The following is a 25554-nucleotide window of genomic DNA, read 5'->3' on the forward strand; positions in this document are numbered from 1 at the left end:
ATTCATGTGTCTTTCTTGCGGGCAGCTTTATTTTGAGGGCTTAAATCCAATTAAGAAGTATCTATTTATCTTGTCTTTTCAGCGTTTCTATATCTTAGTGGTGGCAATTTATACTTATTAGAGAAAACTCTCGTAAATGTTTGCTGTGAATCGAATCCATATTTATAGGCTATACCCATCACTGGCTCATTAGTCTCGATAAGATCTTTAGCTGCAAGTTTAAGTTTTTTATCTCTAATATATGTTCCAAGACTAACTTCTTTTACCTGTACAAAAATCCGCTGAAGATGCCACTTGGAGTATCCTGCCCGCGCAGCAACATCCTCTATCTTCAGCGGCTTATGCAAGTTTGAATCAATCCATTTGGTTATCTCATCGATGATGTCTTCTGTTCTGAACATAAATCGACGCTCACTATAAGAGGGCTGTGACACATCCTGTTCAGGATGCTAATGATTTACTTATAGATTTCAGCAACCCCATGTAGCTTGTTATCCCCCGTTGTCGACAGGATTTTGAATGACGTTGCCCCTTGCTCATCAGCCTTACGAGAAAGCGTATTCGATAATTCATCAAGCGTATAGGCATTGCTGGCTGAGACTACACCTAACTTTTCTTTCCCATCTGCATGGTTAATTTCCTGAGCGGCAGATGCAGCATTCACTGCAATAAATCCCATGACCAATGAAGTAATAAGTAGTGATTTCATATCTAATACCTCTTTTAAAATTTATGTTTGAAACTGGACTCGTATCAGGGGAACTATCCTCTCTGTACATTCAAATATACAAACCTAAGCTGTCATGAGACTGACCGCTATAAGACAAAATTGTCAGGGTTGTAGATTGGTTAATTTATTTGAATACAGGTTCAGCTCGTTAATAATGCAGTCAGGTTCTTCACGCAGAGGCATATTGTCTATGTCCAGAACCCCATCATTTTTTTGTGGATCATCAGTCTGCAGGTCTGCAAACAGTGGGGTAAGATCCTGCTGTGCTTCTCCTGGTATAGCCACCAGCTCGAACGTTTTATTTCTTGCCGCGTCGTTAGTCAGAGCACTGACCAGAACCTGGGCTATTTGCTCCCGGGATATCACACCATCTTCCGGTGTTCCTGCATGGCGACGATCTCCCTGAAGCATAACGATTCTGTGTTCATCATCATTGTTGTAATCAAACCAGCCGGGCCTGACGATGGTATAGGGATGACCACTCGCCCTTACCAGACGCTCGGCACGTCTTTTCCAGTCATGAACCTCAGTGCGTTGATTCCAGGTGCTGAGTCGTTCAGTCACGCCAATTGTGGTCATTAGGCCGATACGAACAGGCGTATCCTTGAATATTCGTAAAATATTGCGCACTCCGCCGTAATCTACCGCTCTGGCACCAATACGACCCTGACCATCGGAACCGAGAGTGAAGATGATGGCATCAATATTTTTCGGCAAATCGGTGAGTGTTTCAGGCACTGAAACATCGCCGTAAAAAACATCCGTTCCACGAGGAAGCAATTTTACTTTACGTTTATTTTTGACCAGCGCTACGGGCTGATGGCCCATTTCAATAGCGGTATTCACGACATGAAGACCAATAGTTCCTGTCGCTCCTGCAACGAGTATTTTCATGATAAACCTTCTGATAATTCAGACTTATTTTCGATACAGTCAGAATATCAATTATCATTATTGTCAGTAATGGGGCTAAAATGATTGTGTCTATGAACACCCTTCATGAGTGCGCGTTGAAGGGAATGTCTCCACTAGGAAATTGCCGATGCTCAAAGAAAACTTCAACGAACTGCAAATCTTTCTTGTGGTAGCAAGGGAGCGAAGTTTTACCAAAGCAGCGGGTAAATTGGGCGTTTCTCAATCTGCACTCAGCCACGCGATGAAGGCACTGGAGGAAAGGTTGAATATCCGCCTTCTGACCCGCACGACCCGAAGCGTTGCCCCTACAGAAGCCGGTGAGAGAATTATCGCCTGCCTTGAACCCCGTATTGCCGATCTTGAGCAGGAGCTGGAATCGCTTGTTCAATTGAACGGCAATGCCTCCGGCAATATCCGTTTATCTGCCGGGGAGCATGCAGCGCGAAGTCTGGTATGGCCGAAGTTAAAATCCTTCCTCAGGGAATATCCGGAAATTAATCTCGAACTGGTGGTTGATAACGGTTTTGTCGATATTGTTGAGGGGCGTTTTGATGCGGGGATCCGCCTTGGCGAAAGCGTAGATAAGGATATGATCGCGGTGAGGATTGGACCGGAAATGCGTATGGCAGTGGTGGGAGCACCGTCCTATTTTGCCGCTAGCCCCGTACCCGAAACACCGCACGAGCTACAAAACCATCGGTGTATCAATATGCGCCTGCCGACTGCCGGTGGACTTTACCATTGGGAGTTTGAGAAGGATGGGAAACCGTTACGGGTCAGAGTGGAAGGGCAGGTAACGTTTAATCTGCAGGCGGAAAGAATTGATGCGGCTTTATCCGGTTTTGGCATCGCCTGTATACCTGAAGACAGGGTGCAGGATTATATAAAGTCAGGAGAGCTTATTCAGGTTCTGCAGGACTGGTGTCCGTCTTTCCCCGGATATTATCTTTACTACCCGAGCCGTAAGCAGCATCCGCCAGCTTTTGCGCTGATGATCGATGCACTTCGCTATCAGGAATAAAGGGTCCGCCAATCTCAGCGGACCCGTCCGGATATTAACGGCCTACGCGGGCCTGGTGCTCAGGAGAGTAACGTTCGCCAACGACTTTAATCGTTTCAAGCGCCTGGGTTATCTGCCGTGAGTCATCCTGCGAAAGAATGATGTCGGCAGCCCCCAGGTTTTCTTCCAGCCGGTGTAGTTTGGTGGTACCAGGGATAGGAACAATCCACGGCTTTTGTGCCAGCAGCCATGCCAGCGCAATTTGCGCAGACGTCACGCCTTTCTCTGCAGCCAGTTCACCCAGCAATGAGACCAGCTTTTCATTGGCTTCAATCGCCTGCTCGGCGAAACGCGGCACTTGGCTTCTGTAATCATCCTTCCCAAAAGTAGTTCCTGGCTTAATCGAGCCCGTAAGGAAGCCTTTACCTAATGGGCTGAAAGGCACAAAACCAATGCCCAGTTCCTCCAGTAAAGGCAGGATCTCCCGCTCAGGCTCGCGCCACCACATTGAGTATTCGCTTTGCAGGGCCGTGACAGGTTGTACGGCATGGGCACGACGAATGGTCTGCGCACCCGCTTCGGACAGACCGAAATGTTTAACTTTGCCTTCAGCTATCAGGTCTTTTACCGTACCCGCAACATCTTCAATCGGGACATCCGGATCGACACGGTGTTGATACAGCAGGTCAATGACATCAGTCTTAAGACGGCGTAATGATCCTTCCACAGCTTCACGGATATGCTCCGGACGGCTGTTTAAAATCTGCTGCTTGTTGTCGTCGCCAAAAGTAAAACCAAACTTAGTGGCAATGACCACACGGTCACGAAACGGTTTTAAGGCTTCGCCGACAACCTCTTCATTAAGGAAGGGGCCATATACTTCGGCGGTATCGAAGAAGGTGACGCCACGTTCAACCGCAGCGCGAATGAGCTCGATAGCCTGACGGGTATCGGTCGCCGGGCCGTAGCCGTGGCTTAAGCCCATGCAGCCGAGTCCAAGCGCTGAGACTTCGAGCCCGGATTGACCCAGATAACGTTTTTGCATTGAATAAATACCTCTTTTATCGGGTCTTAAACATCAAGTTTGCGGCCAGTCAGCCATTCCACCATCGCCGGGTCGCGGTGAGAGAAGAAGGCACTGGCTGCGGTGTCGAGGGCGGCAATTTGCAGCATATCTTCAGAGCTGAGTTCAAAATCGAGAATGTTGATGTTCTCTGCCATGCGTTCTTTACGCACCGATTTCGCCAGTGAAACGATGCCTCGCTGGAAGATCCAACGCAGAACCACCTGACCCACGCTTTTGCCGTATTTCTGACCAATCGCCGTTAATACGGGATGCTGGAACAGACCATTCTTACCCTCCGCAAACGGTGCCCAGGCTTCTGGCTGAATGCCACGGCTTTGATTCCATGGAACAGCATGCAGCTGCTGGTTGAAGGGGTTAACTTCAATCTGGTTTACCGCAGGGGCAACTTTGTTGAAGGCGATAAGGTCGGCCAGTCTGTCAGGATGGAAATTGCTGACACCAATGGCGCGAATTTTGCCTGCCTGCTGCAGTTCTTCCATAGCACGCCATGCCCCATGGACATCGCCGTAAGGCTGGTGAATCAGATACAGGTCGACGTAATCAAGTTGCAGCCGATTCAGGGAGCGTTCGAACTGTGCTTTAGCGCCTTCGTAATTGGTATCCTGTAGCCAAAGTTTGGTCGTTACAAAGAGTTCGTTACGGGCAATACCGGTCTGTTTCAGTGCGTTCCCGACCTGGGTTTCATTCTGGTAAGACGCAGCGGTATCGATCAGGCGGTATCCTGTATCGATGGCATCAATAACGGCTCTTTCGCATTCTGCGGCATCCGTCATCTGGAAGACACCAAAGCCCAGCAGGGGCATTTCAATACCGTTGTTCAGTTTTACAGTTTGCATGACGTTATCCTTCAGCTGTTGTGTAGGAAAAGCATAACGCAAAGTAATTTATTCGATTAGATGGGGTAATTAGCTAGGGCTTATTAGATGTGTTCATTAATTTTGAGGGGCTGAAGGTCCGCTGCGTGCCAACAGCGGTCATTTCAAAGCAGAATAAGTAAATCAATTGTAAGTGGGGGGAGCTGTACGAAACTGTATGCCAAGTTCGTTTTTTTGAGCACGTTGACTTGCTACCGAGTGACACTTAGAATCCTTGTGCCGAAAAATGATCGGTCGGTTTGGTTATTCCGACCCTCGTATCTTGCGAGAATTAGTCTATTTTAAGAACCCACGGCATCACCCTAATCAATTTGGGTGTGATGCCGTGGGTAGCTATATGCTGTCCATGCTCGCACCTCCGTAAAAGGAATATTTGCATGCACAGCAAGAAAGTTTTGATCACCGCCCAAGTCTTCATCTCCGGGATGATGGCCTTCCTTATGACTGGATTCTTCTCCATTCTTCATCTCGGTATGAGCTCCACCTTTGTGGATGCTTGGGCCAGTTCGTTTATTATTGCTTGGCCGGTAGCCTTCTGTTTTTCTTTGGTCGTGTCGCCGTTGGCTTTCATGATGGCCGGACGGTTGATGGCTAATCGTGATCTCGTCAGAGCTGAGTGAATATCTGCTGGAGCCGGGAGTGTTAGACCTCTAGTAAAAACGCAACCAGTAGGGGGTTTTAGTTAATTAACTGCATGCCGCTACCGCAGGCTGAACGACAATAGTTTGGTTTTAAGCCCACCATGAGTGGGCTTTTTCATACGGTTCGCACAGTGAGGCGTTATTGTAAGTATCCCTGTAATCCGCGCCATTCACTTTTAGAAATCTTCCTACAAACTGATTACCCGTGTGAGGCTAACTTCCGCAGTTCGCTCATAAGGGACAATCATACTTAAATCTCCCACATTGCAGGAGGTTTGAGCATGAACACGTCACCGTGGAACAAAAATCGTATCATCGGACAAAAAAGACCGCTTCAGATATCTCATATCTGGGGTATCCGAATTAGACTTGAACTGGAGGGCAAAACGCGCGATCTAGCTCTGTTCAACATGGCTTTAGACAGTAAACTTCGGGGCTGTGATTTGGTAAAACTCAAAGTATCAAATGTTGCATATGGCTGTTCTGTTTCGAGCAGAGCAACAGTGTTACAACAGAAAACCGGTAGCCCCGTCCAATTTGAGATAACTAAAGGGACAAGAGAAGCAGTTGCAGCGCTAATAGAGCGGGGTAATCTGCACAGTAAAGACTACTTGTTCCAATCTCGGGTCGGTTCTTGCCAACACATTTCAACCCGGCAATACAACCGTATTTTTCATGGATGGGTAGAAAAGCTTGGTCTCGAAGACTCGCTGTACAGCACTCATTCCATGAGAAGAACAAAACCCTACCTGATATACAAGAAGACAAAGAATCTCCGGGTGATCCAACTTCTGTTGGGTCATAAGAAACTGGAAAGCACAGTGCGTTATCTCGGCATTGAAGTCGATGATGCGTTAGAGATCTCTGAGTCGATTGAAGTCTAAAGTTGTCAGGGCTGCAATAGCAGTCCTGTGCCAAATATAGTCATTCACACCCTGAGAGTTACACTTTTAAATGATTCAGGGTGTGCGCTTACTGGTTACGAATATTGTGCCAGAATCATGTGATTTGATGATTGCTGCTTTGCTTTTGAGCCATTAAGTGCTCTACGTTCGCTAGCTAACGTATGGAATAACCTGAATGCTGAGCAAATAACACTGAAACCAGGCATGGCCTCCCATTAAATATATTGGGGTCTTATGCTTGGAGTGTCGTCTGTTCGAGACACTGCCGGGCATGAGCAATGCCGGTATCGCGTCCGTGGGGCTTAATATCCATTCCTTCTGCATATATAAATTCGACATCATTGATACCCATCAGTCCCAGAACGGAACGTAGGTAAGGTGTCACAGCATCTGTCTGTTGCCCTTCATGTACGCCACCACGGGAACTTATCACTACAGCCCGGACATCTTCCACAAGGCCCTGTGGATAGGTTTCGGTATAGCGAAAGGTTTCTCGCGCCCGCGCCACCAGGTCGAACCATTTTTTTAAATCCGTCGGTACATTAAGGTTATACATTGGTGCGCCAATAATGAGTAAATCACTGGCTTTTAATTCTTTAATCAGCTTGTCAGAAAGTGCAATTGCTTGCCGGATTGCGGGTTCAGCATCGTCCCCACCCCGCATTGCTGCAAAAAGTGAATGGTCAAGTTTTGGTAATCCCATCGTGGTGAGATCGTGTTCAATGTATGTGTCTTTATGTCCGGCGTTTTTACGCAGCACTTTTAACTCATCTATCAGTTGATTAGTCAAAGATGTCTGGCCATTAATGCTGGATTTCAGAATCAAAACTTTACTCATAGCAATATCCTCGGAATGAATTTCATAAAAATGAGGTTATCACTTTCCTGTGAGCACCATTAGTGACATTCTATCCTTTGAGTGTATCCATAGTGGAACCAATGAATGTTAACAGACCTGAATAGTATCCCTGTTTTTGTCGCAGTAGTTGAAAGCGGGAATTTTGCTAAAGCAGCTCAGAAGCTGTATGTCACTCGCTCAGCAGTCGGAAAAACTATCTCGCGACTCGAGGAGCAACTCGGAACCGCCTTGTTCAAACGCACAACCCGAAGTCAGATTCTGACAGAGGAAGGTGAGACTCTTTATCAGCAATCCTGTCTCGCACTGGACAGGCTAAAAGAAGCAGAAGAAGAAATTCAGCGAGGTAAAAAAGCCGTAAAGGGACGTCTCAGGTTAAGCCTTCCAGTACTCTTTGGTCATCGTTGCGTCACTCCACTTTTATTCAATCTGACCCGGCGCTATCCACAACTACAGTTGGAGGTTTCTTACAATGACAGGCAGGTGAATCTTTCTGAGGAAGGATTTGATCTTGCCGTGCGAATTGGTGCTCTGGCTGACTCAAGTTTTATCAAAGCCCGGCAGCTGAGTCAGCACGGGATGATGATATGTGCTTCATCTGTATATCTTAAAAATCGGCCAATGCCACTTACCGTGGCTGAGCTAAGCGATCATCCAGCCATCGGATATGCGCGTGGTGGGATACTGCAGAGCTGGAAACTACAGGATGAGAAAGGCAGGTCGGTTGATTTTAATCCAACTCCAGTCTTCTCAACGGATGATTTCGCAGCCATTGCTGCGGCGGTAAACAATGGGCTTGGAGTGGCATGGCTTCCGGACTGGTTAGTATCAAGAGAAATTAAGCGGGGAGAAATGCTAGAGATCCTGCCCGGAAGCGCGAACACGACTTTTCAGATCAGCGCTGTATGGCCAGCTGTTACCTGGATGCCTCAAAAAACGCGTGTTGTAATAGATGAGCTTCGTTCTGAACTACAGGGATTGATTTCCAGTTCAATCTGACAGTATCCGTGATGTCTTTTTAATCTCTACCCCCTGAATTTGGTAAATCTAATCAAAGGCCGGTTATTTTTTGGGATGACGGCTAATCAACTGTAAGGCCTTAATATTCAACGTCCGCTGTTCGCTCACAGCAGACTGTCACGTCCCCATTTTTTTTGAAAAAATTGATGTTTGTATTGAGCCCTCAATAATGAAAGCTCAATGCTATTTCGTCCTACTGCAGATTTTTATCTTTCAAAAACTGACCGACTAAATCAGCAATCTGCACATTATTGAGGTCAGAGAACGGGAAGTGAGTATTTCCTTTGATTCCTACCTCTGGCAGATGCGTTACCGTCACATCCCCGCCATGCTTGTTCACCACGTCGCGCCACTCGCGAGCCATCGCCAGACGTACCCGCCAGCTGTCCTGCGCGGGCATGGCGACAGGTTTATCCGGTATGTTATCGCCGTAAATAATTAGAATCGGGATTTTGGTCAGTGCCATAAATTGCGCCATTGGCACAGGCTCACCCTTCAGCGTGTCGAACGCGCTTGGCATAGGGGCAGGGAGTTCTTTTTCGGGGAAGACAAAGCTGCTGCCAGGCTCGAAGGCGACAATGGCTTTAACCTTGTCGTTTTTCATCGCCGTATACCAGCCCGGTCCGCCACCCTGAGAGTGAGTGAAAAGGATAGCCGGGCCGGATTTATCCACGACGGTGGACATCGCATCAGAGATGACATTGATATCAAACGGCCCGGTATTTGGGGTCATCTGACGGAAATACTGATTCAGTGCTTCTTTGTCGTGAGAGAACTGAACGCCTTTAAAATACTCTGGCCACACGCCAACGCGGAACTGGTTGAACCACATCTGTTCATCCGGTTTAGGCGTAACAGTACCTTCTACAGTCGTGCGACCGGCGCTGCCCCGGCGTGGCTGATCGACAAGCCAGGTTGAGAAACCGCGACGCAGGAATATGTTCTGGAAACCTTCGCGACCATCCGGGGTGCTTTCCCAGGTACGGGAGAACTGACCTGCGCCGTGCAGCATGACGATAGGGTATTTATGCGGATTCTCCGGGATTTGGTAGAACACAGACGCATGATCGCCATGGTAGGTTTGGCCAGCTGAGTCCAGCGGCTTTTTCGCGTCAAATGTTCCTGGTGCGGTGATGATAGTGCCACCAGCAGAAAAGCTTCCCTGTTCCTGAATGACCAGCGGCTCGGCATATACCGACTGAGCCACCAGACCACCCGCCATCATGCAAATGGCCAGCGTTTTTAAGATCGTCTTCAAGATTACATCCTCTGTTATGTTTGCTGTTCAATCATATCTGAGTTGTCAGCGTTAATTATTTAGCACCCCTGATTGCCCTTATTTGGCAGACTCATGAATGCGGACGATTAACTGCGTATTGTTTCTAACCAACTGGTGACCGTTTCAGTTGTTCTTCGCTCCTGGTCGCATTCAATGACCAGCGGTTTTTCCCTACGCGCAGTTGGGGCGAGACGGGCAAGGATGTCGTCGCTGTCTCCTTTACCGTAGCCACCGTGAGTTATAAAGGGGATCAGTAATTTGCCCGCAAGGTTGTGGCTGCTGAGAAATGTTTGCACTACAGGCGGCACGCTGGTCCCCCAGATCGGAAAGCCTAAATACACGGTCTCATAGCGTGATATATCTGCGACGCTATTTTTTAATACCGGTTTTACTCCCCGCTCACGCTCATTTTTTGCCTGCTCAACGGTCTGGAAATAGTCTTCCGGATAAGCCGTTGCCGGTTCGATTTCAAACAGATCGGTGTTCAGGCTACGTTGAATGACGCCCGCAATCACCCGTGTATTTCCGCTGCGGGAGAAGTACGCCACCAGAATTCGACTTTTACCCTGCACGTTTGCATTTCCGGTGGCAGCTGTCGCCAGAGAAACGTTCGCCAGCGTGAGTCCGGCAAGTGCGGTGATCAACATTCTGCGGTTGGGATCATGCTCCATAACCACCTCCTAATTGCTTGCGAGCGCCTGTTGCAGCGCCTTTTCAGCTCGCGTTGCTGCATCATTTTCGCCATGTTCACGCAGAACCTGCGCCAGCTGGCGCAGCTGCGCTGCCGTCAAGCCAACCCGCATGCTGGCTCGTGTATGCGATAACAGCTGGGCTTCAACGCCAGGTGTGGCCGCTAATGCGCCAACTGTTGCCAGCTCGCGGCTTTGCCAGTCGAGGTTATCGCGGGCGAAAATGTCGCCGAAAAGGTGCGTTTGCAGGAATTGGTTAATCACTGGGGCAAAATCAAACAGCGGGCCCTGGACGGGAGCGCCTGAGATTTTTGTCTGGTTTGCGGTACCGACACGGCGAAGCTCATCCCCGACTGGGATGGTGGCGACCGGTTCTTTGCCCTCAACGTCTTCGATGCCACGTTGTTTACGTGCTTCGACGACCTTCATCAGTTCACTAAGCGCATTCAGGCTACGGGGGAAGCCCGTATAGGCATAAAGCTGGACGAGAATCTCTTTGGTTTCGTTTATGGTGAGTCCTGCATCAAGTCCCTGATTCAGTGCTGCATTCAGCTTATCCATCTGACTGCTGGCCATCGATGCCGCAATCAACGGGATGGCCTGTTGGCTGGCTGACAGCGTATCTGAAACCGTTTGTTCGTGGTTCATTTCTGAGGCTCCTTTATTGACGGGCGCAGCATTTGCCGCGAGACCAAAACCAAAGGTCAGCAGTACCGCTGCCGCTAATGCTTTAATGGGCGTGGTATTGTTCATCTGTCACTTTCTCCATCCAGTTAACGCTTTTGCCATCCACAATCCCGGTTATCGCCAGATGCGTCATCGCGCTGCCGGGTGCCGCCCCGTGCCAGTGTTTGACGCCCGCCGGGCAAGAGACAACGTCACCGGCGCGGATAACCTGCACCGGCTGGCCTTCTTGTTGGGTCAGCCCGACACCCGAGGTCACAATCAGCCGCTGACCTGCCGGATGCGTATGCCAGGCGGAGCGGGCACCAGGCTCAAACGTGACATAAGCCCCGGAAACACTGATGTCGTTATCCGGTTTGAAGAGAGGATCAACCCGGACGCGACCGGTAAAGTTCTCGGCAGGCCCGTACACCGCATTCTGACTTCCTGCGGGGGCGATATGGACAGCAGGATTTTGCTCCGCTGCCCAGGATGAAAAGGTGAAGAAGGGCAGTAACAGCCCGAGGTAACGTAAATGTCCGATCATGCAAAGCGTCCTTATCAATGAAGAGGGAATTGCCTGCGATGATTTTATCGAGCGAGTAATGACGTCAGGCTGACGCCCCCCTGACAATTCTGTCAGTTAACCCTTGTCCCGACTCAGCGCTGGATTGAGCATTACCCGCCACTTTATCCGCTTGTATCGCAAAGGTGAGGCCAAATGTATTGATGCCACCTTCACTACGGGCAAAGACATCTCCCCGGTGCATAATGGCGACAGCACGCACGATCGACAGGCCCAGTCCATGATGGGTATCACTCCTGGATCGGGAGGTGTCGACGCGATAGAACCGCTCGAAAAGCCGGTGTAAGTGCTCTGGTGCTATCGGATCGCCCGGGTTTGAAACTTCGACACAGGCCTGATGACCTTTTTCGCTTAAGCGCACCGTAACCGTGCTGTTGGACGGTGAGTGTCTTGCGCTATTTTCCAGTAAATTAGCCAGTGAGCGGTGGAACAGTCGCCGGTCGATGTGCACGGTGACGTCGCCCTGAACATCCAGAGAGAGCTGTTTTTCAGCAAAAGAGGGTTCAACATACTCCGCAGTTTTCAGGGTTTCTTCTCTCAGGGACACCTGCGTAAGCTGGGAAGCATGTTCACCCGCGTGAGCATGCGACAGGAACAGCATGTCGTTAACTATAGATGTCATACGTTCAAGCTCTTCCAGATTGGAACCCAATAACTCTTCCAGTTCATCTTGCGAACGTCGGCGTGAGAGCCCCAGCTGCGTCTGGCCGATCAGATTAGTCAGCGGAGTCCGGAGTTCATGCGCAACATCGGCATTGAAGCTTTCGAGCTGCCTCCAGGCGACCTCTTGCCGTTCCAGCACGCCATTAAAAGATGATGCTAACTGCTGTAATTCGTCAGGTAATGCTTCGGTATTCAGGCGCTGACCATGGTCCCCGGGAGCGAGTTGCCGGGCCTGTTTACTGAGCGCCCTAACCGGACGAAGACCGATCCTTGATACGATGTATCCCAGTAAGGCGACAATCACGACGCCCAGTGCGGTAATGATCAGCAATGTACGCGTGAACGCATCAAGTGTTCCCATGTACGGTGTGGAGTCGATAGCAACCACATAGCGCAGCTCAGGCCTTTCACCGTTGGCGGGGATGGTTTTCACTAACAGAAACAGCGAGCATGCACCTTCTGATGCACCGGGCACTTTATTAAAGCCTTCCTGTAAAGAAGACCACTGAACACCCACTGGTGGTGTTCCCCCGATGCTAAAGCGTGGGTTATCGCTCACTATCCAGTAGCGAACGCGTTCACCTTCAGAATTGGTTAACACAGTAAATTTATTGGCCAGCGTAGACCAGCCGTCAGCCGAGGTTCGGGCGGTGATCCACGGACTCATTAATGATTCCCGGAACAGCAGTTCATTATGCATCTGCTTTTGCAAAGAATCATGCAAGGAGCTTCTGAGCAGGATGCCGATAACGGAGACAATCAGCAGCGCGGATAAGGCAAACATCAGCGCCAGATGAACGGAGATGGAACGCTTAGGCATGCTTATCCTCTTCATTTATTCGGACCGGACTTCGAGGACATAACCCATGCCACGAACGGTATGCAGCAGTTTGATATCGAACGGGGCATCCACTTTGGCGCGAAGTCGTTTAATGGCGACTTCAACCACATTGGCATCGCTGTCAAAATTCATGTCCCATATCTGCTCCGCAATCATCATCTTTGACAGAATCTCCCCCTGATGCCGGGCCAGAAGGCTTAACAGGGAAAACTCTTTTGCGGTCAGTTCCAGTCTCGTTCCGGCGCGAAATACGCGGCGAGCCAGTAAGTCGAGATGCAGATCGTGAATTTGCAGTTGGGTGATGTCTGCGCCATCCGTAGCGCGGCGGCGCACCAGTGCCTGAATGCGCGCCACCAGCTCAATAAGCGAAAAGGGCTTGGGCAGATAATCATCCGCGCCAAGACGAAGCCCTTTAACGCGCTCGTCGACCGAGCCGCGAGCCGAGAGCATCAATACCGGCGTCTGTTTGGCTGCTCGCACACCCTCAAGTACCCGGTAGCCATCCATCCCGGGTAGCATTACATCCAGTATTATCGCGTCGTAGTCGAACTCCAGCGCGTAATGAAGACCTTCAGCGCCATCTGCAGAGACATCTACCGTAAATCCGGACTCACTCAACGCACGGTTGAGATAGGTTGACGTTTTTTCTTCATCTTCGACTAACAACAGGCGCATAACGGGACTTCCTCTTAACTTTTCATCGGTGCTTCAACATCGGAATAAACCTGCACGGCATCCGGCAGACGTTGCCCCTGGATAGTGATCGCATCCAGTGAGCGGGTGAGCTCGGTCATTTCTGCCGCAGTCAGCGACACGCCGGTAGCCGCTGTGTTTTGCAGCATATGGTCTTTATTGGTGGTGCCCGGGATCGGAACTATCCAGGATTTACGGGCCAGGAGCCATGCCAGCGCAATCTGACCCGGTGCGGCATTTTTTCTTATCGCCCAGGTTTTCAGCAACTCAACGAGTTGTAAGTTGTGCGGGAGATTGTCGGGTGAAAATCGCGTTTCTATAGCACGTATATCACCGGCAGCGAACCGGGTATTTCCATCAATCCAGCCCGTTAAAAACTGTACGCCGAGTGGGCTCCATGGCACAAAACCAATGCCCAGCTCTTCACATACCGGAAGTACCTGCTTTTCAGGGCCGCGCCAGAGCATGGAGTATTCACTTTGTACGGCGGTAACGGGTAATGCCGCATGGGCGCGTCTCAACGTGTTGATGCCCATTTCAGACAGACCCCAGTGCAGGACTTTTCCTTGATCCATTAAATCTTTCACCACACCGGCGACATCTTCGATTGGGATCTGCGGATCAACCCGGTGTTGATACAGTAAGTCGATGCGATCGGTGCGCAGGCGTTTGAGCATGTTTTCGACGACCTGTCTGATATGCTCCGGTCTGCTGTTAAGACCCGGCAGTCGCTTACCTGTCTGCTGGTCAATGTTCCAGCCAAACTTAGTGGCAATAACGATTTTGTCCCTGAATGGGGCGACGCCTTCCCCGAGAATTCTTTCGACTTCAAAGGGACCGTAGGCTTCAGCAGCGTCGAAGAACGTCACCCCTTCATCAAATGCCCGGTGGATAACATTGATCATCTCAGGACGCCAGGGAACAGATGTGTCGTATTTACGACTCATGTTCTGCACGCCCAGACCGATAGCTGAGACTTCCAGCTTCCCGAGTTTACGCTTGCCCGGAGTAGCATTGCGTTGGCTGGTTTGTCTGGATGAATCGACCTGAGAGGATTGGCTCGCCGCCGATACGTGGGGGAGCAGCGAGGCGGCGGCAATACCCGCCCCGGCGACTAATAGCTTGCGTCGCTCTGGCATTGTTGGGTCATTCTGGCTTTTCATTGATCGCTCCGTTTCTCAGAAAATTGAACATGAATCACATTAAACGAGACCATTCTGCCTCCTGATTGCCAACATAAAGCTGACAGTTACCTGACAGCGTTGTCAGAAACACTAACCATCCCGGTCCCTTTCCTGACAAAAATGTTATTTCCCTGTCACGATGCTGACAGCCCTCTCTGCCTAATCTGAGCCTGCAAATTTGATTCCGCGAGCCTGCATAACCAGGCTGACACTCATCGGGAGAGACCATGAAATTCACGCTTATCAGTGCAATGCTACTCACGGCAATGGCCGGAGTGACCTCAGTCAATGCGGCTGATTATAAAAAAAATCCATTCACACTGGCCTATGACGGTGCCATCACCGAGAACGTCAAAGGCAAGGTCAACATTCATCCGGTGAAATACGATCTGCATGGCATCCAGATCGCCGCGAATGTCTATACCCCTGCTCACTATGATCCCGCTAAAAAATACCCTGCGGTGGTGGTTGCACATCCTAATGGCGGCGTAAAAGAGCAGGTCGCCGGGTTGTATGCCCAGCGTCTCGCCGAACAGGGCTACATCACGATTACCGCCGATGCGGCTTATCAGGGCGCCAGCGGTGGTATGCCTCGCAGCGTGGATAAACCGGCTAACCGTATTGAAGATGTTCACGGCATGGCTGACTACATCAGCCAGTATCCGGGGGTTGATACCGCCCGCCTTGGTCTGCTGGGTATTTGCGGAGGCGGCGGTTATTCACTTGTTGCGGCTGAAACTGACAAGCGGTTCAAATCGATAGCAACCATCAGCATGTTTAATTCAGGCCTTGTGCGCCGCAATGGTATGCAGGATTCACAGCTGGATACTATCCAGCAGCGTCTTCAGCAGGCTTCTGACGCACGTGCTCAGGAAGCCGCCGGAGGAGAAGTGCTTTACTCCGGCGATGCCAACCTGACTGATGAACAGATTGCTAAATTACCTTTTGCCTTGTATCGCCAGGGCTACGAGTACTACTGGAAAACCCACGCGCACCCGAACTCCACGTTCAAATACACCACCAGCAGTCTGCTGGATTTGATGAGCTTTGACGTAACGGACCATATCAATCTCATCAATAAACCGCTGCTGATGATTGCCGGTACAAAAGCGGATACGCTCTATATGACTGAAGACGCGTTCGCGAAAGCCACTGGTACGAAGGACAAAGAACTCTTCCTGATCGATGGCGCTACCCATATCGAGACGTATTGGGTGCCTGAATACGTTGATAAGGCTTTGCAAAAGTTAGACGTCTTCTTCGATAAGAATATTTAATCCGCATCTGTCGATACCCCGGCGGGTATCGATTTATCCAGAATTTATCGTTCAGATTAACGGAGTCGGGATGAAAGATAATTACGCCTGGTTAATAGCCACTATGAATGAAATTCATAAAATCATTCGGGCAGGGGATAGTTGTTTTTTACCTGAACAGTCAATGCCATCAAGGCGCTGGCTGCCGTAAACACCGCAATTATCCAGCCCATCGTCCAACCATAGTGCTGCGAAGTACGTGATATATACAAACGGAGAGCCCGCGATAAAGGCGTAGGCTGCAACGTAATAGAACGTCAGGCATAGCGTATAACATTTGCACGATATCTGTTGATAATGCGCAGCCCACCGAGCCGATGATGAATAGGCCTAAACCGATAAACAGTGGCAGACGACGCCCGTAACGATTGCTAATCGGTCCCCAAATCAGTTGCGCAATGCAAAAGCCGATAAGGAACCCTGTGATCGTCAGTTCAGCATCACCCTGTAAATCTTTCGCCATGACGGGCATAGCCGGAAGATAGATGTCGGTTTGAAGTGGTCAACAGAAAGGAGCCACTCTATATTGCCTATGACTTATATATTGATGAGAAAGATCCGGGGCATTTCATTTTTATAGAGGAGTGGCCTGACCGCTCGGCTCTGGATGCACACTGCGCCAGCGAACATTTCAAACGTCTTGTGCCCAGGATTAATCAATACACTCGAAAAGAAGCGACTTATATCCTGATGAACTCGGTTGGTATCCTCAACTGAAAGCCTGCAAGCTTTCTGTTCGCCGCCCCGATAACTGTGCGTTATTTATTCATGGGCGTGCTAGGATGAACTCCCTTCATTGAAAGGCAAATCACTTTATAGCTCCGGGCTTACTCGCAATGCTTTTCACAGGCATATGAAAACTCACGCAAGAAAAACGAACAAAATTTAACCTATACTTTATAGAAGACTCTTGCAGCTGTTAAATCCCTGATGCCTGACACCCCATCCTGAGAGAACGTTTCTGATCTGATTGAACAACTGCTCCTGTGCGTTCACATCGCCTGATGAGCAAATTCATGAAATTAAACTTTAAACAGTGGTTTACCGCGAGTAAGTCACTGGAATTGCATCCAAAAACCTCTGATTGGTTGGGCACTGAGCCTGCGAATGAAAGTCCTATCAAAGCTGAGCTATTTTCTGCGGCCCAAATGGAACGCTATGGCCAGAAGCTGGCGCGTTCCCATAAATTATCGACCACCAAGTTGCCTTACTACTTACTCAAGCGCCTGGAAGATAATGAAGCCATCATTACCCGTAATTGCTACCTACTCAACGCGGGTGAAAAGTCAGGAATTACGCCCGCTGGCGAATGGCTGCTGGATAATTACTATCTTATCGAAGAACAAATCCGCGTGGTTCGCCATCACCTACCCAAGAATTTTGGCAAGGGGTTGCCGCCGTTAGCCGCGCCACATAATTGCCCGCGTATTTATGACATTGCCTCTGAAGCCATTGCCCACGCTGATGGCCGTTGGGATGCTGCCAGTCTGACAAGCTACATTGCAGCATATCAACAGGTCACTCCTCTAACACTCGGAGAGCTTTGGGCGCTACCGGGAATGTTGCGCCTGGCGCTTATCGAGAATTTACGCCGGGTCAGTATCGAAGTCGCTGACGCGCAGGAAGAACGAAACCTCGCCGATGTCTGGGTAACGCGTATTTTTGAATGTGCCGAGAACACGCCAGCAGATTTGATTATGGTGATTGCGGATATGGCTCGTTCACGCCCGCCATTGAGCAGTGCTTTTGTGGCTGAGCTCGTTCGCCGCTTGCAGGGGCGGGGGAATATGCTTTCTTTGCCGCTGACCTGGGTTGAACAGCGCCTTGCTGAAACAGGCGTCACCACCGATTACCTGATTCACCGCTTCAACCAGCAACTTGCTGCCAGCCAGCTATCGGTTAGTAACAGCATTGCCGGTTTGCGTCTGCTAAGCGAAACCAACTGGGCAGACTTTGCCGAAGCCATGAGCCTGGTCGAACAGACATTGCGCCAGGATCCCGGCGGTATCTACCCGGCTATGCATTTTGATACTCGCGACCACTATCGGCACATTATCGAGATCCTCGCCCGGCACAGCCACCACAGTGAACCCGAAGTCGCGCGTCACATTCTTGAGATGGCACAGTCAGATGGTAACCATGTTGGTTATTATCTTATTGGGGAAGGGCGCTCGAAACTGGAACAACAGCTTGGGGCAAATACATCTTGGGTAGTCCGACTACGCCACAGCTTTAATCAAATTCCGCTGCTTTCCTGGCTCGGTAGCCTGAGCCTGTTGACCACCGCATTTACCGCCGACGTTTTATCGCATACACACGAACAAGGTATGAACTGGCCGCTGGCGCTTCTTGCCCTGCCGCTGGTCGTGCTGGTTAGCCAGTTAGCGATCAATTTACTCAGTGAGGCGACGACTCGCTTTCGTTCTCCGCTCCCGTTGCCACGTATGGATTTCTCGACTGGCATTCCAGCCGAGTTTTGCACCATGGTTGTTATTCCTTGCTTACTTACCAGCCGCGCGGGGATAGACAAGCTGCTAAACAGTCTGGAAGTGTGTTACCTCGGTAACAATACGGCCAATCTGTACTTTGCATTGCTGACGGATTTTGCTGATTCCCCCGATGAAAACTCGCCGGAAAACGCCGAGCTTCTGCACTGGGCTGAAGCGCAAATGCAGAATCTGAACCGCCGCTATGCCTCCGTTCCCCAGCCGCTTTTCTTTTTACTTCACCGCACGGCGCAGTGGAATGAACAACAAAACGTTTGGATGGGTTATGAGCGTAAACGCGGCAAACTGTCGATGCTCAATAGTTGGTTACGCAAACCCGCAGAACAGTTTTCTGAAGTCCACAGCAATGTAATTAGCCCGCCTGCGGGGGTGAAATATGTCATCACTCTGGATAGCGATACCGTCCTGCCACGCGATACCGCCCATAAGCTGGTCGCAACTATGGCGCACCCGCTTAATCATCCGGTCTACGATCCGGTAAAACAGCGCGTCGTCAAAGGGTACGGTATTTTGCAGCCAGGGCTTGCTGAAGAGATCCCGCGTAACGGGCAGGGGCGCTATGCGGCTATGTGCAGTAACGTGCCGGGTAACGATCCATATTCGATGATGTCATCGGATATTTATCAGGACCTGTTTGGTGAAGGCTCGTTTGTTGGCAAGGGTATTTACGATGTAGATACTTTTACGCAAGCCACGCGCAATACTTGCCCGGAAAACCTGGTGCTGAGCCACGATTTATTGGAAGGGTGCTATGCCCGTTCCGGCTTGCTCAGTGAAGTGCTGCTTTATGAGCAGTATCCCAATAATTACCTTACCGATGTGGCAAGGCGTACCCGCTGGATACGCGGCGACTGGCAACTGCTGAACTGGCTTAAACTCAACCCGAGAAAAGCGGATGGCACGCGCGGCAAAAACCCGCTAACTACGCTTTCTCGCTGGAAACTGCTGGATAACTTGCGTCGTAGCCTGGTCGCACCGTCATTTCTTGTGTTGGTGTTTTGTACCCTTTTGCTGGTCCCGAATCCATTTTACTGGATATGCGTTTTGGCTGCGGTGCTGTTACTTCCCACTGTGCTGGTTATCGCCCAGGATATTCTCAATAAACCCCCACGGCGGCCATTCTTGCAACATCTGATTCTGGTGTCATCGGGTGGGCTTAAACGCCTGATGCGCATTGGCCTCGGGTTTATCACGTTGCCTCATGAGGCCGGTTATTCGCTGCATTCCATTGCGGTGACTTTATGGCGCCTCGGTATCAGCCATCACAATCTCAACCAGTGGGCCAGTTTCGACCAGTGCACTGAGAGCGCGAAAGCCTCGCCGATGCGTTTTTATCGCGCAATGTGGTTCAATGTTATTGCCGGTTTGGCACTGATTGCGCTTGCGGCATTCCTGGCCCCGATGATGCTGTTTGTTGCGCTACCCGTCGGTGTGCTGTGGTGTCTCGCTCCGCTATTATTAAGCTGGCTGAGCCGTGAACCTGCCCGGGCGTCCATCACATTTAATAATGAAAACAAAAGCCTGCTGCGCCAAAGTAGTCGCGAGATATGGGCCTTTTTTGAAACGTTCGCTACGGAGAAAGAAAACTGGCTCCCGCCGGATAATTACCAGGAAATTCCCCAGCCGGTAATTGCGCATCGCACATCGCCAACAAATATTGGTTTGTCACTGATGGCCAACCTGACGGCGTGGGATTTTGGCTATATTCCGCAGGGTGAAATGCTGCAACGCATCACGTTGACGCTCGACACGCTGGATAAAATGGAGCATTACCGCGGCCATTTATACAACTGGTACGACACGCGCACCCTGGTGCCGCTCAATCCGCGTTATATCTCCAGTGTCGACAGCGGCAATATGGCCGGGCATTTGCTCACCCTCAGCGCAGGGCTAACGGGGCTGCGTAACAGGCCAATACTGAACACCAAGCAATTGCTAACGGGCCTCGATGACACATTACAAATTCTCGAGAAAGCCTGGGGGCAGCATGCACCGACATCGCTGCGTCAGCTTCGCAATCACTGCAAAACCGCTGCAACACTCCATCCGGCGTTACTCTTTCCTGAATTGAAAAATATGCGTGCGCAAAGCAATCGCCTTCACGCACTTTGCAATCATGAAGAGGGGCGCATCCGCCGCTGGGTGGATCATCTCCAGCGTCAGTTAGTGCTTATCTGCCATGAATGGACTCATTTTCTCAGTTGGCTCCCCGCAAACTGGCAGGGTGAATCGTTACCAACACTTTACTGGCTGGCACAGGCCAAACATACAGGCGAAGGCAGTCCTTCAGAATCGGTGATCCGCCAGGCACGTACACGCCTGGATATTATTACGGAGCTGGAACAACGCCTGACTGAGCACGCGCGAATGGACTTTGCCTTTCTGTATAACGAGGTCACCAGTCTGCTCAGCGTGGGTTATAACTGCGACAATAATAAGCTCGATAACAGCCATTACGATTTGTTGCCTTCGGAAATTCGTCTTACCAGTTTCCTGGCAATTGCCACTAACCAGTTGCCGCTGAAAAGCTGGTTTGCGTTAGGACGGCTGTTTACCACCATTGATAACGAAACGGCGCTGATGTCGTGGAGTGGTTCAATGTTCGAATATTTAATGCCGAACCTGGTGATGCCGACTTATCCGGGAAGTTTACTGGAAGAGATGAGCCAGTCGGCAGTCAAACGCCAGATTGACTGGGGTAAAGAGCGGGGCGTGCCCTGGGGGATTTCAGAGTCGGGCTATTACTCCTTTGATGCGCTGCAAAATTACCAGTACCACGCTTTTGGTGTGCCGGGCCTTGGTTTGCGACGGGGACTTGCAGATGACATGGTCATCGCACCGTATGCCACCATGATGGCGCTGACGGTTTCGCCACATAAAGCCTGTGAAAACCTGCTGAAGCTCGAGAAAAATGGTGCTCGTGGGGAGTATGGTTTCTACGAAGCGCTGGACTACACGCCATCGCGCCTTGCCAGTGGCCAGATGTACGCCGTGGTTCGTTCATGGATGGCACACCACCAGGGCATGGCGTTCCAGGCACTTTCCCACGTGTTGTTGGGTGCTCCGATGGTCGACCGATTTATGACCAGTCCGTCATTCCAGTCGGCTCGTTTGTTACTACAAGAACGGGTTCCTGATGCAGTTGAGTTGTACAGCCCGCGTCGCCATTTCGAATCTCACGAAGGGGTTTTGCAACCGGTTCAGTACGAAACGCGCGAGTTTACCGACGTAGACAGCCTGATCCCTGAAGTTCAATTGCTGTCGAACGCTGATTACCACCTGATGGTTAGCCAGTCTGGTGGCGGATACAGTCGCTGGAAAGACCTGGCGTTAACCCGCTGGCGCAGCGATGCAACCTGCGATAACTGGGGTGCGTTTTGTTATATCAGTGACCCTGTCACCAATGAAGTGTGGAGCAATACATGGCAGCCGCTTGGTGAGCCGGTCAGCCAGTACGATGTGATATTTACCGATGCGGGGGCCGAGTATAAATTGCTGGCGGGAACGGTCAGCGTTAAAACGCAGATTGTTGTCTCACCTGAAGATGATATTGAGCTGCGCCGCGTCACGCTGCTGCATCGTGGGCGGCAACCGCGCACCATTGAGCTGACGACTTATGCAGAAGTGGTGCTGGCGCCGAAAGAAAGTGATCTGGCACATCCGGCATTCAGTAACTTGTTTATTCAGACCGAGCTGCTTCCCGAACAGCACGCTATTCTCTGCCACCGCAGGCCTCGCGCTCCTGATGAAGTTTGCCCGTGGATGTTTCATACCATGGTGGTGCATGGTCAGGCTCCGAACGACACCTCATTTGAAACTGACCGTGCAAAATTCCTTGGGCGAGGAAGAACCCCTGCCAATGCGCTGGCAACCCAACAAAGCGGCGTGCTGAGCAACAGCGTTGGGCCGGTGTTGGATCCGATTCTTGCCATTCGTCAGACCATCATTTTACAACCCGGATTGCCGGTTACCGTCGATATTATTTATGGCGTGACGGAAAGCCGCCAGCACAGCCAGGCGCTGATTGAGAAATATCACGACCACCCGATAGCCGACCGCGTATTTGAGCTGGCGTGGTCACATAGCCAGATAGTATTGCGCCAGATTAATGCCAACGAAGACGATGCAACGCTCTTTAACCGTCTCGCCAGCGCGGTGCTTTTCCCCGGCCCTGAACTGCGAGCGGACGCCAAAACGCTTTGTCGTAACCGTCGCGGGCAGTCAGGCCTGTGGGGTTGGTCTATTTCAGGCGACCTGCCGATTGTGATTCTTAACATCACCAGTGATGAAAGTATTTTGCTCATCACCACGATGATTCAGGCACACCATTACTGGCGTTTGAAAGGACTGGCCGTGGACCTGGTTATCCTTAACGATAACCCTGGCGGCTATCAGCAAGAGCTACAAAACCAGATAATAGAGTTGATTATGGCTGGGTCTGAAGCCAGCCAGATAGATAAATCCGGCGGCATTTTTGTGCGCAACGGCGAACATATGTCGGCGGAGGATCGGCTTTTACTACTGAGTGTGGCGCAAATTGTGCTCGATGACCGGGCAGGCGGCCTGAAAGAACAGCTGAACCAGCGCCTCCAGGCGACCATTCCTGCACAACCGGCCTTTACACCACGCTTGGGGATCCCCACTAATCAACACGATCCGTGGCAGCCAGATACCCGTGCGCTGGTGTTTTTCAACGGACGCGGCGGCTTTTCGGAAGATGGCCGCGAATACCAGATTACGCTGGATGAAAACGACCAGACACCTGCACCATGGTCCAACGTGCTGGCGAACGCCAGTTTTGGCACTGTCATTTCAGAAGCGGGCCAGGCCTATTCCTGGTATGAAAATGCACACGAATATCGGCTCACACCATGGGAAAACGACCCCATTAGCGATCGTTCTGGTGAAGCGTACTATTTGCGTGACGAAGAAAGCGGTGCAGTCTGGTCACCGACCACCTTGCCGGTGCGCGGCAACGGGTACTATCTTTCTCGTCACGGCTTTGGCTACAGCGTTTTCGCCCACCGTGAAACCGGTATCGATACGGAGTTAACAATACTGGTGGCAGAACATGCACCGGTAAAAATCGCCATTCTGACGCTCAGTAATACTTCAGGGCGCACCCGCAAAATCTCCGTGACCGGTTATGTGGAGTGGACGCTGGGTGAATCGCGCAGCAAATCGGGCATGCATATTGTGACTCGCGCGTCGACAACCGGGCGTGGCTGCGGCGTGTTGGCAAATAACTTCTACAACAGCAACGGCTCGGAGAGAACGGCATTCTTCGCGGTGACGGGTGTGCATTGTTCAGTGACGGGCGACCGTCGGGAATTCCTTGGGCGCAATGGTTCGCAGCGCGATCCGGCGGCCATGAAGCTACGCACATTGTCTGATAAAACGGGCGCGGGGCTGGACCCATGCGGCGCAGTTCAGTCAGCAACCACGATGATTGATGGTGACCAACGGACATTTATTTTTGTGCTGGGTATCGGGCAGAACGCGCAGGACGCAGAAGTGATGATTAATCAGTATCTGAGCGAAGACGCCGCGCGTAGTGAACTGGCGAATGTTCACAGCCACTGGCATCACATGCTCGACAAAATCGTCGTTTCTACCCCGGACCCTGCGGTTAACTTACTGGCCAATGGCTGGTTGCTTTACCAGACCATCGCTTGCCGCCTGATGGCTCGCAGCGGTTACTATCAGTCCGGCGGCGCGTTTGGTTTCCGCGATCAGCTACAGGACACGCTGGCTTTGAGCCATGCAGCACCGGAACGGCTGCGCGAGCAAATTCTGCTGTGTGCATCACGTCAGTTTGTTGAAGGAGATGTTCAACACTGGTGGCATCCACCATTAGGGAATGGGGTACGCACCCGTTGTTCAGACGATTACCTCTGGTTGCCGTTATCTATTTGCCTCTACGTTAAAACCACCGGCGATATCGGCTTGCTCGAACATCGCTTGCCTTACCTTGAGGGGCGTGAGTTACAACCGGGCGAGGAGTCGGCTTATGAACAACCGGTTATCAGCGCGCTTGAAGAGACGCTATGGCAACACGGGGTAAAAGCCATTCGTCACGGCTTGCGATTTGGTCAACATGGTTTGCCGTTGATGGGCGCGGGCGACTGGAACGACGGCATGAACCTCGTCGGGTTAGAAGGCAAGGGTGAGAGCGTCTGGCTCGGGTTCTTCCTCTATGATGTTTTGCAGCAATTTGCGCAGCTTGCCGAACAAATCAACGATGACGAAATCACCGCAATGTGCCGTAAAGAAGCTGAAAAACTGCAAATCAATCTTGAGGCGGCGGCCTGGGATGGGGCCTGGTATCGGCGGGGCTATTTTGATAGTGGAGAAGCTTTAGGCTCGCAAAGCGCAAAAGAGTGCCAGATAGATGCTATCGCCCAAAGTTGGGCGATGTTATCCGGTGCGGGAAGCACGGAGAGGTGCGCGCAAGCGATGCAGGCGCTGGACTCACGCCTGGTGGATAACGAGGCGGGGCTAATAAAACTGCTTACTCCGCCATTTAACGGAAACGGGCCAAACCCTGGTTACATTCAGGGTTACCTGCCTGGCGTGCGTGAAAACGGTGGGCAATATACTCACGGTGCGATATGGGCGGTAATGGCGTTTGCCCGTAGCGGCAATATCGAACGGGCCTGGCAGCTATGGTCGCTGATTAACCCGATCAATCACGGACTCACTGCGGATGCCATTGAACGTTATAAAGTCGAACCCTATGTGATGACGGCAGATATTTATAGCGTTGCGCCGCACACCGGGCGTGGTGGCTGGAGCTGGTATACCGGTTCGGCCGGTTGGGCATATCGGTTAATCATCGAAACCTTGCTGGGTATTCAACGCCAGGGTGACTCAATCACCGTTCATCCATTACTGCCACGCGACTGGCCTTATGTAAGCATGATTTATCGACATGGTTCGAGTGATTATCAGATAAATGCGCAGCAAGGTGAGGGCGAATATCGGGTCATGCTGGATGGGGTATCGCAGTCAGGAAATACTATCCCGCTGATTGATGATGGGCAGCGGCACGTTGTAGAGATTAACTTAGGGACAGAAATCTAATCCAAAAAATGGCGCAGCCAA

19 protein-coding genes and 2 pseudogenes are annotated in these 25554 nt (G+C 50.9%); 7 read left to right on the forward strand and 14 right to left on the reverse strand.

Features of this window, described 5'->3' with window-relative positions; all coding sequences use genetic code 11:
- Positions 1-65 precede the first annotated feature (65 nt).
- The 3 genes from LVQ76_RS04750 to LVQ76_RS04760 all read right to left on the reverse strand — a co-directional run bounded on the left by LVQ76_RS04750 (position 66) and on the right by LVQ76_RS04760 (position 1624).
- Positions 66-401: a helix-turn-helix domain-containing protein gene (locus LVQ76_RS04750; RefSeq protein WP_232921105.1), complete on the reverse strand. Its 336-nt coding sequence runs from the start codon at positions 399-401 to the stop codon at positions 66-68.
- A 56-nt stretch (positions 402-457) separates the two neighbouring features.
- Positions 458-709 (reverse strand): YdgH/BhsA/McbA family protein, encoded by a 252-nt coding sequence (locus LVQ76_RS04755; protein WP_099462172.1) that lies wholly within the window; start codon positions 707-709, stop codon positions 458-460.
- A 123-nt stretch (positions 710-832) separates the two neighbouring features.
- Complete coding sequence (locus tag LVQ76_RS04760; RefSeq protein WP_232921106.1) at positions 833-1624, reverse strand: SDR family oxidoreductase; 792 nt, start codon at positions 1622-1624, stop codon at positions 833-835.
- A gap of 148 nt (positions 1625-1772) precedes the next feature.
- Here LVQ76_RS04760 and LVQ76_RS04765 point away from each other — a divergent pair, with 148 nt between their 5' ends.
- A complete protein-coding gene (locus LVQ76_RS04765; protein WP_232921107.1) occupies positions 1773-2666 on the forward strand; it encodes a LysR family transcriptional regulator in 894 nt (297 codons plus the stop codon).
- A gap of 34 nt (positions 2667-2700) precedes the next feature.
- Here LVQ76_RS04765 and LVQ76_RS04770 read toward each other — a convergent pair whose 3' ends face one another.
- Positions 2701-3690 carry an aldo/keto reductase gene (locus LVQ76_RS04770; RefSeq protein ID WP_232863659.1) on the reverse strand — a complete coding sequence of 330 codons (990 nt, stop codon included), beginning with the start codon at positions 3688-3690 and terminating at the stop codon, positions 2701-2703.
- A 26-nt stretch (positions 3691-3716) separates the two neighbouring features.
- Positions 3717-4568, reverse strand: a complete 852-nt coding sequence (locus tag LVQ76_RS04775) for an aldo/keto reductase (protein ID WP_232921108.1) — start codon at positions 4566-4568, stop codon at positions 3717-3719.
- Positions 4569-4984: 416 nt separating this feature from the next.
- On the opposite strand from LVQ76_RS04775, the gene LVQ76_RS04780 reads away from it, so the two are divergent.
- Both LVQ76_RS04780 and LVQ76_RS04785 read left to right on the forward strand, forming a co-directional pair.
- Entirely contained in the window at positions 4985-5227 is a 243-nt protein-coding gene (locus LVQ76_RS04780; RefSeq protein ID WP_232921109.1) for a DUF2798 domain-containing protein, read from the forward strand.
- Positions 5228-5529: 302 nt separating this feature from the next.
- Positions 5530-6132 carry a site-specific integrase gene (locus tag LVQ76_RS04785; RefSeq protein ID WP_232921110.1) on the forward strand — a complete coding sequence of 201 codons (603 nt, stop codon included), beginning with the start codon at positions 5530-5532 and terminating at the stop codon, positions 6130-6132.
- A gap of 253 nt (positions 6133-6385) precedes the next feature.
- Here LVQ76_RS04785 and LVQ76_RS04790 read toward each other — a convergent pair whose 3' ends face one another.
- Positions 6386-6991, reverse strand: a complete 606-nt coding sequence (locus LVQ76_RS04790) for an FMN-dependent NADH-azoreductase (RefSeq protein WP_232921111.1) — start codon at positions 6989-6991, stop codon at positions 6386-6388.
- Positions 6992-7096: 105 nt separating this feature from the next.
- On the opposite strand from LVQ76_RS04790, the gene LVQ76_RS04795 reads away from it, so the two are divergent.
- Entirely contained in the window at positions 7097-8008 is a 912-nt protein-coding gene (locus LVQ76_RS04795; RefSeq protein ID WP_232921112.1) for a LysR family transcriptional regulator, read from the forward strand.
- Positions 8009-8222: 214 nt separating this feature from the next.
- Here LVQ76_RS04795 and LVQ76_RS04800 read toward each other — a convergent pair whose 3' ends face one another.
- From LVQ76_RS04800 to LVQ76_RS04830, 7 genes are all read right to left on the reverse strand, one after another.
- Complete coding sequence (locus LVQ76_RS04800; RefSeq protein WP_232921113.1) at positions 8223-9287, reverse strand: alpha/beta hydrolase; 1065 nt, start codon at positions 9285-9287, stop codon at positions 8223-8225.
- Between the two features lie 107 nt (positions 9288-9394).
- A complete protein-coding gene (locus LVQ76_RS04805) occupies positions 9395-9979 on the reverse strand; it encodes a flavodoxin (protein WP_232921114.1) in 585 nt (194 codons plus the stop codon).
- A gap of 9 nt (positions 9980-9988) precedes the next feature.
- Complete coding sequence (locus LVQ76_RS04810; protein ID WP_232921115.1) at positions 9989-10750, reverse strand: carboxymuconolactone decarboxylase family protein; 762 nt, start codon at positions 10748-10750, stop codon at positions 9989-9991.
- Positions 10728-11207 (reverse strand): (R)-mandelonitrile lyase, encoded by a 480-nt coding sequence (locus tag LVQ76_RS04815; protein ID WP_172893304.1) that lies wholly within the window; start codon positions 11205-11207, stop codon positions 10728-10730. Before LVQ76_RS04815 ends, LVQ76_RS04810 begins: the two co-directional genes overlap by 23 nt.
- A gap of 64 nt (positions 11208-11271) precedes the next feature.
- Complete coding sequence (locus LVQ76_RS04820) at positions 11272-12729, reverse strand: heavy metal sensor histidine kinase (protein WP_232921116.1); 1458 nt, start codon at positions 12727-12729, stop codon at positions 11272-11274.
- A 15-nt stretch (positions 12730-12744) separates the two neighbouring features.
- On the reverse strand, positions 12745-13425 hold the full coding sequence (locus LVQ76_RS04825) for a heavy metal response regulator transcription factor (protein ID WP_012606387.1): 681 nt from the start codon (positions 13423-13425) through the stop codon (positions 12745-12747).
- Between the two features lie 14 nt (positions 13426-13439).
- Positions 13440-14606: an aldo/keto reductase gene (locus LVQ76_RS04830; RefSeq protein ID WP_232921117.1), complete on the reverse strand. Its 1167-nt coding sequence runs from the start codon at positions 14604-14606 to the stop codon at positions 13440-13442.
- 272 nt (positions 14607-14878) lie between these two features.
- On the opposite strand from LVQ76_RS04830, the gene LVQ76_RS04835 reads away from it, so the two are divergent.
- Positions 14879-15904 carry an alpha/beta hydrolase gene (locus tag LVQ76_RS04835; protein ID WP_232921170.1) on the forward strand — a complete coding sequence of 342 codons (1026 nt, stop codon included), beginning with the start codon at positions 14879-14881 and terminating at the stop codon, positions 15902-15904.
- A 199-nt stretch (positions 15905-16103) separates the two neighbouring features.
- On the opposite strand, the pseudogene LVQ76_RS04840 reads toward LVQ76_RS04835, so the two are convergent.
- Positions 16104-16442, reverse strand: a pseudogene (locus LVQ76_RS04840) (MFS transporter); the annotation flags it as partial.
- Positions 16443-16450: 8 nt separating this feature from the next.
- Between LVQ76_RS04840 and LVQ76_RS04845 the strand changes: the two are divergent.
- Positions 16451-16660: pseudogene (locus LVQ76_RS04845) on the forward strand (putative quinol monooxygenase); the annotation flags it as partial.
- Between the two features lie 299 nt (positions 16661-16959).
- A complete protein-coding gene (locus tag LVQ76_RS04850; protein WP_232921119.1) occupies positions 16960-25533 on the forward strand; it encodes a glycoside hydrolase family 94 protein in 8574 nt (2857 codons plus the stop codon).
- The last annotated feature ends 21 nt before the right edge of the window (positions 25534-25554 follow it).

Origin of the sequence: Buttiauxella cochleicola (genome assembly GCF_021283185.1) — a bacterium.
GTDB classification, from domain to species: domain Bacteria; phylum Pseudomonadota; class Gammaproteobacteria; order Enterobacterales; family Enterobacteriaceae; genus Buttiauxella; species Buttiauxella massiliensis.